We start from the raw sequence: 9,140 nt of genomic DNA on the forward strand, positions 1-9,140 counted from the left end.
AAGCAAGTGCATTTGCAGGCCAGACCTCGCGGCACTTCTTCTATCGAGACGATTGCGCCATTCTCAGCACGGGCAAAGCTAATCAACTTTTCGTGCGCAATTAACGTCATTTTGGGACTTAGCTACCGCTTTACTCTAAAGGAGAAAGGCTCTCTTCCAAACCATCGATAATGCCATGCGTTTTAGAGGATTGCCCTCTGCTTCTGGCAATGGCCTGAGCGATCATTTGCGGATCCTTTGCTAGATCGGTGCCAAGATAATACGGATCCGGAATGATCCCTACTCGCGCCAAATCGAGCCTGTCCGCATCCCAGCAAGTCTGCACCGTCACGCATGAAGTCAGGTGTTCGTGAGTATGCCCCATACACGCCTTAACCAGCATTTCCAACTGCGAGTCACTAAGCTGGAACAGTTTTCCGCATGTCTGCAGCGCATAATCAGCTGCACGTGGCCCGTGATCTCGGTCGTACCCATCATCATAGCGCTGGCTATCGTGTATGAAGGCGAACAGCTCCACAACTTGCCAGTCAGCGCCACTGGCCTGGGAAAGTAGCATGCCGTTATAGCGTACGCGGGCCCAATGCGAAGGACCATGAACGCTGTGCCGCGGCAAGCGGAATTGCCGAAGGATGTCGGCTCGCAGTTCTGGCGTAATGGCTGAAGCACTCAAAGAATGGTCGCTAGCTTTGATCATGAAATAAGGTGTATAAGTTGGGACTTCATCTGACAGGATTTGTCAGATTGCGAACTTCCGACTTCGCCCCAAAGCGGAAGTACCCTGCCTCGGAAACCTGACAATCAGGAACTTAGTGGCTCATCAGCAGCACTCTGCGGGTTGTCCCACTCATCTTCTTTACCCACATTTGTAATACGATCCTGAGATCTACTTGCTGGCTAGTTCTGTCGTTCTAATGTTTTTCTTTGATCCAAATCGCACGTAGTTGATGCTGGTCCTGATGAGATAAACGATAAGCGAAAGAATAAGAAACAGGACAACATATATTAGCCATGCCGAAATTCGATCTATCCAAAAATTGAATTCCAAATCGTCTAATTCTTTGTAATACTGATTCTTAATTCCTTGTAGCATCAATTCCGTTTCGGCGCTTGCCTTAAAAGTAATAGCACCTATCCATCCTTCGCCTTTACAGTGAGCCATATAAACCCTTGGCTCTTTGTTATCCATGCTTAAATAATTGCAAGCTAAGAATACCTCTGGTAGCGCTTCAACAAATTCGGACTTTGCATCTTTTATAATTCCCAATGAAATCAGAGCCTTACGTCCAACCATCTGATCCATATAAGCAGCTTTTTCTTTATAACCAAAACTGGGTTCAGTTCCGATAATCTCATCTGCAAATGCTACTCTTTGCCTAACTTGAACCTCTAACTTCACTGCCTTTTCATGGAAAGGGAATTCGACAAGAAACCATGCCGGGTACTTTTTTTTGATCGAGTCATAAAAGTCGCCATGATCTGTATACGTGCCACGGCGACAAAACTCTTGTTCTCCTGAAATTCCTTCGCACAATAACCAGTGATTCCGCTCGGACCGGAGAAATGTATTTGAACTTATGAAGCCAGCGAAAAGCAGTGGTGCCAATAGGACCAAACATAATCTCTTGTATTGACTCTTATTCATTTCTCTCTCTGGCGATTCGCTGTTCTAGTCGTCATTTCTTGAAAATCCACCGGCCATTCTTACTATAAATCGACAATAAGACTTGCACGTTTTTTCAAAATACACTCTCAATTGTTTGGATTGAGTAAGTCAGTTTATGTAAACTACTAATTCGAAGCACCTATATACACCCCATTGAGAAAACGGCAGATATACTGAGGTGGATATAGGCGATTAATATCTATGTATTGCTGCCCCACCATTGTCTGTACACCTGCCATTGGCTTGCGCATGTCATAGATTTGACCGCAATTTGTCCATGTTCCAACTTGGACAGATTTACGGAATAGCGCGACCTGTTGTTCAGCACGTCTGGCAACTTCGGCTTTTTTCCTGTTATCGTCAGCTTTATGCTTTGCTGCCAATTGCTCTTGAATCATTTCCTCTTTTTCAAGAGCAGATTGTTTTTGCTTTAGCATCGGAATTACATTGTCAAAATCCTCAGCTGTCCAGACGTTGGCGACACTAGTTAGTGACTCGATATGCTGCTTGTATTGAGCAGCCCATATTCCATTTTCCATCAGATCAGCAACTTTCTTACGGTATTGGTCAATCCAGTAATCTCGTATATCTCCTTCAGCAAGCTTAACGACTTCTGGCTTTGCATTCTGAAAAAGCCAATCTGGCACCACCTTTTGACTAGTGCTCTTACCATAGGCTGCTATCAGTGCGCGGTGGTCTTCATCTGTCACATATTTTGATAAGTCGATCAGCAGATCCCTTATGCGATTGACATTTCCTTTTACCGCTTCAGAATATAAGTCAGTGTAGATGGACTGAACTATGATTGGAGCATGCGATTGCATAGCTTGGGATTCAACAGCTTCTTTCACTAGTTCTGGTCTGATACTGCCTGAGTAACCTTTTCCAATAAGTCCAGACATTGAAAACTCGCTATTGCAATCCCAATACCCTTTACTACGCGGAGTGAACCAATTTTTCGTGTTAGGACAACCTTGGATAGAAGAAGGAAAGGCTAGCAGCACATCAAAGGTTCTGCCGCTATCTGACTTCGCCATGCATACGTTCAAACGCTCAACTTTTGCATCTGCCATATTTTCTGACTGATCAACTTGCCAGACGCCATTATGCTGTCTAACAAATGCAAATTTACAATAACCCGAGCCACGGCCGACAACACCTGGGAAAACACTAGTTGCAAAGCGCTGCTCAACATTATTGGATTGAGCGAAAGCCAAGTCTGAAATGCAGAAGTAAAGACATAGGCTTGTTAGAATCTTCTTGTTAAATACTTTCATTTTTACCTCTTGTTTTTACTAACTTAATTTCTGGAATAGAGTTTAGAAAGGTCCTACTACTTTCGCCTTATTACGCTAAAGAGCTTCATCCTTCTTAACTATTTATGGATTTACGAATTGCTTTCTCGTTTTATCTTGAGTGGGAATTTGTACGCATCTTTATTCTTACAATGCCCCCAAATGGCTAAAAGCTGATATGTAGCCGTGCTCATAGCTACTACAGCAAGGCATTTCAATTTATTTGAGAGCTATCTAGTTGGGGCTAACTCGGGACTAGTTTGTGATTGTTTTTCTGAAGTTTGAACCTTGATTGAGCTTTGCGTACTTTTGGCAAAATCCAGGAAGGCCTTTGCCGCTTGATCAGTTTCGGCAGCTTTTTCAATGGTTGCGACAACTTGTGGCAGCCACTTAGGGTTTTTCTCGGGATTGTCGACTATAGGATTTACGTAAATCTGAGCATGCTGAATGTAGGGTCTGCCAACACGATCAGTTCCGGTAACATACTCCCCAGCTGCAAATACCTTTTCCACACCTGTTTCAGGACAGGTCTTCTTATTCACAACAATTCCGTAGCCAACAACTTGGTCCGGCTCAGGTGCCAAAGTAGACATGCCAGTTTGATCTGATGGATCTTTTTCTTCCCAAGTGCGGGTGTATGGAACCATGAGGCCGTAATAGCGGCATTCTCGTTTTTTACTCCAGCGGAGTGCGACCGGCTGAAACTCCATGACAACGACTTGGTGCCGCGGTGGGAATTCCACAGTACGCAAGTTGATTAGGTTTGGGTCTAAGAGCTGAGCACTAATGACAAGAAGATTGAATATCTCAAACATGAAGCTTATACAAAGAATCACTACCTTAGCTTAAAAGTAAGCGTTGCAGCGTTATTAAAATTGCCAATAAGAAATTAGCAACGAGTCTACATGCTTATAGAAACCATAACAATTACGTCTCACTTAAATTAACAGTATTTAACTCGTCGCTAGATATATATGACACATAAAGTCCTGTTCTTTTTGACAATACATTTATAAATTTGGGCAACCCTGTTATTCAAAATGACGCCTCAAATTTTAAAATTGTTATGCAATCTTAACTGCATAGTAAATGCAAATATGAATTGACGCTATGCGGCAATGATATTATGCTTATTCGCATGGAATTTTCAGAACTAACTCAAGATGAGCTCGATGAGCTTGCCTTACAGTTGTTTGGGCCGGACGAGGACATGCCCTGCTATACACTAACAGAGGGCGAATAAAGGTTTTGTTGCTGTTGTTTCCTCTTTCCTTCACAGGACTTCACTGCGTCAAGAGCGATCTCGGCGCGGTTTTTTTATGTTGAAGGAGAAACGAGAAGAGGCTTAGAGGTGGTCGTTTATGTATCCGCGTCGCCAGGCGATACCGAGGTCTAGGGCCGCATTAAAGCCCACATCGGTTAGAAAAAGGCGCGGTGTGTCGCAAAAGGCAGCACCGTTTCGAGCTGTAACCAATGCGGCGCAGCCTGCTTCTACGGCCTCCGGCAGGGGTAGCGGCTCTCCTGCGCTGAGCCTGACTGATCCATGTTCGCTCTGAAAATATTCAGCCCAAAATCTGTCTTCCAGTTGTGGCTTTGCACGTGAGTCAGTACATGCAACCAGAATGGCAAGTTCAGTGCTATGCGGGGGGATAGACACGTTCTCACCGGTCGGCTTGAGCGGCGCATCTCGTCTTAGGATATCAAGTGGCAGCCACGACATAGCCGTGATGTCTGGATCCGGCTGAAACTCCGGTATGGGACAGTGGAAATAGCTATCGCACGCAGGATTTTTGTAATAAAAAAGAACTGGAACGCCCCATACGCAGTGGGGATAGTCACTCAGGACGTCTGCTAGTAGAGCAAGCACCGCGCGGCGATCCTGAGGCATCATTTGGCTAAATTGCGCCTCGATGTCGGCGTAGGAAGCTGTTTCGGCGTATTTGCGAGCAGCCGCAATGGCTGCGACCCAAGCGCGTTTGCGTAATAATAGGCTTATTGCTTTAGCGTTTTTCATGCAAAGCATAGTAACGCATAGCAATATGCATAATCAATGCTTGTTTTAAACATATTCGATACTGGAATATTAGCTGTTTTACTTATCCAGCATTTCGATATTCATCCTAAACAGTATCTATATCACCCCTTGCCCTTGTTGTGCTGGGTATCGAATGATCCGCTCCGAGTGTGTGTGCGAGGTGCTGTGGGTGATGCCCTTCCCGGTTTTTTTACGTCTGGTCGACGGATAGGGCTTTCAAAATATTGTCGATGAGCTGCACTTCCACGGGCCAGCCGCTGCTTCAATTTGTTCTGGGTGACAACCTGGATAAGCAGGTGCGATCCGTCACCCCTCTTTGTTAAAATGGTGGCGACAACGATTGGAGAGGCTGATATGGAAAAAAAGAATCAGCAAAGCGTTAATGAAACAGGAAATCCGGTTTTTAATGCAAAATCTCGCGCCGCTTTGCAGCAGCAAGAGGACATTGAACTAAATAGGATTGCAGATGCGCGCAACGGGCAGCAAGTTATTAAAGTAAAGCTCGACGAAATATAAACTGACTTATCCGGCCGCGACAGTGCCGTTGGCTATCTGAGCTTGTTCGAATAACGAGAAATTTTGCAGGGGCTGAAATGGCCAGCGGGTGATGGTCGGCCATCGGCCTGGAGGTTGGTGACGCCCCTCCCGGCTTTTTTCCATTTTCCAACTATAGACGGCTTTGTAAGAATGGTTAGGTCTGCTACAATCCCCCGCTCTATCGTGCGGCTGTGGTGAAATCGGTAGACACAAGAGACTTAAAATCTCTCGCCAGAAATGGTGTGCCGGTTCGATTCCGGCCAGCCGCACCATCAACTCTTCTCTTCCGAGCTCCGCTCTTTAGCTCTCCTTTTCTCTTCTTCTTCAGCCAAGAAAGCAGCATGTAACCAATCTATCGGCGTTGAAAAATCCCCATTGCGCTCCCGCTCTTCTTGAGCTTCTGTGAGTACCCCTGTCAGGTATTCAGACAATTTGGCGAGATCTTCTTGCTTCTTCGTTAGCAATTCTTCGAGCGTACTACTTATGGAATCTTGGTGCGCATCGTAGTGGTCGCGCAATCTCTCAACCAATACATGCTTGTAAGGCTCCAAGGAAAGCACATTTACATCGCCGACTAGCATGGCAATTTGGCTGTCGCTCAGATTCGTCTTTTCAAATAAGCGGCAGATAAACTCGTGCCGCATGATATGCGGGTTGATCTTTTCCGAGATCTCAGCGTGGCGGCACAGGTTTCGCCATGCGTGATAATACTGGTACGGTATGCATTCCCTAGTCACCTTCTCCTCTTCTGTTCGGAGCCGACGAACCGGAGTGCCATCCGGCCGAGTCTTCCGGCGCTCGTTAGCGCGAGAGAAGAACAAGTATTTGCTGCCTGCTTCCTGAGCCTTAGCAACTTGCTCATGGATCGTTTTTGCCAAATTGTCAGTGAGCAAAATGGTGCGTGGATTGCGCTTTTTTGAGCCCCTTCTGGGAATGTGGATTCTTTTTTTATCTAGGTCTACCCAGCTAACTTCGATTTTGGCGGCTTCACCCGGTCGCGTGCCAGTGTTAAATACAAAATAGGTCCATGCGGCTAGGCAGGGATTTGTTCCTGGGGTGTTCATTAGGGCCATGGCCTCTTCGTACAGCCTTAGCTGCTGGCTTTCTGAAATGCGCCCCTCCCGGGGATAGCACCTTGGCAGATCGAATGAATCAGCCATGATGTTCACAGTTATATACTTGCGCCCTTTCGCCCACTTGAAAACCGATGAAAGGAAAGCCTTTTCAAGCCGGATAGTATTTGCCGATACAAGCTTATTTGTCGGCTTACCGTTGGCATGTCGGACATACTCCCCACCACGAGCATCCAGGTATTCCTGGATCACCAAGCTGTCGATGGTAGTAATGGCATAGTGGCCCAAACACTCAATTACGCGCACCGAGCATGATCGTTCGCGTGATTGAGTCGTAGGTGCTTTATTGCGATATACAGTCGACTGAAAATACTTCTCAACAATGTTAGCGAGCGTTCCAGTTTTAGCAATTCGAGGACTTGCCTGGTGGTAAGCAACAAGTAGTTCCGCTTCTTTAGCGGTCGCCCAGGCAGCTGCCTCTGCTCGCGTTTTGAATGTTTCCCCGAGTGTCGCCAACCCTTTACGGCGAATCTGGGCTCGCCAAGAACCCGATGGAAGCTGATTAATAGTGGCCATATGCGTCTTTTTTCATGTGCACTTTTTGCACACGGACTTTAACACATATTTATTTTAAGAAAAGTTATTCTTATAATTTTATTTGTTTTCAACAACTTACAAATAACACTACCGACCATCCGGAAGCACACACACAGCATTTTAAGTCCGCTGTGTCTACCAATTTCACCACTCAGGCGGTGAGAGTCATACAAGTAAAAAAGCGCCATAGGCGCTTTTAATTTATGCATGCTCGAGGCGCTGCACGCAGTGTCGGCCGTACTTGATTTGCCGCGATCAGACGCTTTCAAATCACGCACTTAAGATCCCAGACGACACGTCAGCCTTGAAACAGTGTTAAAGCACTCGGAACTTTACCATAAATGAGAGTAAAACCAAATTAGCAATAGCCGATTATCAACTTCGGCATGTCGCCTTATCAAATTATTTCCGGTAATTCATCTCGCCAGTTTCGCGTTTAGCTCTTTGCGCCAAAGTCATTTTCCGCAAACGGTCAACAGCAAAAATTTCCTTGCCCTTTTGCCCTACTACCAACCCGCCTAAAGATCACGGTCATTTGGCAAAACCACATCTCCAAAGTTTTCCTTTTTAGAACTAACCAAGTAAACGCTATTCACCCTGACGAATCTGTTTCGTCACTGCTAATGCGTTGATTCCGCGCAACAATAGTCAAAATTTAAATTGACAACATAAAATAAATTCCGAAAAAAAATATTTTTTCGCGGAACTATTTCCATTCGAAAACTTACTAATAGGCACATAGTTTCACGGAGGAATCTTTACATCGTACTTTTGCAAGCCAATGTAATGTTCACTGCAACAACTACTTTTTATTCTTATATGTAACGTAGTGTTGCATCAAGACAATGCCGCTTGGGTTCATCGTCGCGCGCATTGCATCTCGGCTCCTGACTTTTCTTTCAATTTCAACAGTCATTCCAGATTGCAACTGCCTGGTTCGCCCGGCGGCTGGGTCGTGCTGTTTCAAATTTTTCAAAAGGCTGAATAACTATGCCAGTGGTTCACAAACAACCTAGTTCGTTCAAGCTGAAAAGCTCTCACGCTTTTCTTCTTTCTGCCGCATTCGGCTTGGCTCCGATGGCGATGGCCCAAAGCGCCCCGCAAATCACCAGTGATGCCAACAACGTTTATTACCAATTCCCCTATAGCGGGACGCCTAGCTGGGTCCGTGTGTTCGTCGATACCGACCAGAATGCCAACACCGGCTATCGCAGCTATAACATCGGTTCGAGTTTCCTGATCGAGAATGGCAACCTGTACCGCTACACCGGCAGAAATGGTGCCTGGGGCTGGACCCTCGTGAAGAAGGTAAGTTCCACCACCAGCAATGGCGTGGCAAAAGTTACCGTTTCCAAAGCCGATCTCGGCTCGCCCAACGCACTGGACGCTGTTACTCAAACCAGCTCGCCGACGATCACCTCGACCAAATTGTCGAAAACGCTTGTTGATTCATCATCCAGCGATTCTTCGAGCGGCAATGCAGGTCAAGTCACTGCTGACGGCAGCAATTTCTATTACCAATTCCCTTATAGCGGCACGCCTAATTGGGTGCGCGTCTTCGTCGATACTGATCGCAATGCCAACACGGGCTTCCGTGGCTATAACATTGGCTCCAGCTTCCTGATCGAGAACGGCAACCTGTACCGTTACACCGGTAGCAATGGCGCCTGGGGTTGGGCTTTCGTGAAGAAAGTAAGTTCCACCACCAGCAATGGCGTGGCCAAAGTTACCGTTTCCAAAGCCGATCTCGGTTCGCCCAGCGCATTGGATGTCGTGACACAAACCGATGCACCATTGATCACCTCGACCAAGCTGTCGCTGGCATCCGGCGCTATCGCGACGACCACGACTACTGCAGCAGCCACGACAACCACCCGCGCTGCGACCACGACAACCGCAGCAGCCACGACGACCACTCGTGCTGCCACCACCACTACGGC

At 46.5% G+C, this 9,140-nt stretch carries 8 protein-coding genes and 1 tRNA gene; 3 read left to right on the plus strand and 6 right to left on the minus strand.

The features are described 5' to 3' along the window. Window positions 1–130: 130 nt before the first annotated feature. From EDC30_RS19645 to EDC30_RS18620, 5 genes are all read right to left on the minus strand, one after another. A complete protein-coding gene (locus tag EDC30_RS19645) occupies window positions 131–694 on the minus strand; it encodes an HD domain-containing protein (protein WP_207907327.1) in 564 nt (187 codons plus the stop codon). Window positions 695–883: 189 nt separating this feature from the next. After that, window positions 884–1,642 (minus strand): hypothetical protein, encoded by a 759-nt coding sequence (locus EDC30_RS18605; RefSeq protein WP_132260364.1) that lies wholly within the window; start codon window positions 1,640–1,642, stop codon window positions 884–886. A 146-nt stretch (window positions 1,643–1,788) separates the two neighbouring features. Next, window positions 1,789–2,940 (minus strand): hypothetical protein, encoded by a 1,152-nt coding sequence (locus EDC30_RS18610; RefSeq protein ID WP_132260365.1) that lies wholly within the window; start codon window positions 2,938–2,940, stop codon window positions 1,789–1,791. Between the two features lie 248 nt (window positions 2,941–3,188). Further along, window positions 3,189–3,773 (minus strand): hypothetical protein, encoded by a 585-nt coding sequence (locus EDC30_RS18615; RefSeq protein ID WP_132260366.1) that lies wholly within the window; start codon window positions 3,771–3,773, stop codon window positions 3,189–3,191. A gap of 530 nt (window positions 3,774–4,303) precedes the next feature. Continuing rightward, window positions 4,304–4,972: a hypothetical protein gene (locus EDC30_RS18620; protein ID WP_132260367.1), complete on the minus strand. Its 669-nt coding sequence runs from the start codon at window positions 4,970–4,972 to the stop codon at window positions 4,304–4,306. A gap of 375 nt (window positions 4,973–5,347) precedes the next feature. Between EDC30_RS18620 and EDC30_RS19535 the strand changes: the two genes are divergently transcribed. Continuing rightward, window positions 5,348–5,509: a hypothetical protein gene (locus tag EDC30_RS19535; protein WP_165973885.1), complete on the plus strand. Its 162-nt coding sequence runs from the start codon at window positions 5,348–5,350 to the stop codon at window positions 5,507–5,509. Window positions 5,510–5,715: 206 nt separating this feature from the next. Next, window positions 5,716–5,802 (plus strand) — tRNA-Leu (locus EDC30_RS18625). Here EDC30_RS18625 and EDC30_RS18630 read toward each other — a convergent pair. Next, complete coding sequence (locus EDC30_RS18630) at window positions 5,803–7,179, minus strand: tyrosine-type recombinase/integrase (RefSeq protein WP_132260368.1); 1,377 nt, start codon at window positions 7,177–7,179, stop codon at window positions 5,803–5,805. 1,098 nt (window positions 7,180–8,277) lie between these two features. On the opposite strand from EDC30_RS18630, the gene EDC30_RS18635 reads away from it, so the two are divergent. Next, on the plus strand, window positions 8,278–9,140 hold an 863-nt coding region (locus EDC30_RS18635; protein ID WP_207907328.1), incomplete at its 3' end, for a hypothetical protein.

The organism is Paucimonas lemoignei, assembly GCF_004342585.1.
GTDB lineage: Bacteria > Pseudomonadota > Gammaproteobacteria > Burkholderiales > Burkholderiaceae_D > Paucimonas > Paucimonas lemoignei.

Excerpts from the sequence above, each read along its gene's own strand:
- EDC30_RS18610 (WP_132260365.1), bottom strand. The coding sequence starts at position 2,940 with ATGAAAGTATTTAACAAGAAGATTCTAACAAGCCTATGTCTTTACTTC.
- EDC30_RS18620 (WP_132260367.1), bottom strand. The coding sequence starts at position 4,972 with ATGAAAAACGCTAAAGCAATAAGCCTATTATTACGCAAACGCGCTTGG.
- EDC30_RS18605 (WP_132260364.1), bottom strand. The coding sequence starts at position 1,642 with ATGAATAAGAGTCAATACAAGAGATTATGTTTGGTCCTATTGGCACCA.
- EDC30_RS19645 (WP_207907327.1), bottom strand. The coding sequence starts at position 694 with ATGATCAAAGCTAGCGACCATTCTTTGAGTGCTTCAGCCATTACGCCA.
- EDC30_RS18630 (WP_132260368.1), bottom strand. The coding sequence starts at position 7,179 with ATGGCCACTATTAATCAGCTTCCATCGGGTTCTTGGCGAGCCCAGATT.
- EDC30_RS18615 (WP_132260366.1), bottom strand. The coding sequence starts at position 3,773 with ATGTTTGAGATATTCAATCTTCTTGTCATTAGTGCTCAGCTCTTAGAC.
- EDC30_RS19535 (WP_165973885.1), top strand. The coding sequence starts at position 5,348 with ATGGAAAAAAAGAATCAGCAAAGCGTTAATGAAACAGGAAATCCGGTT.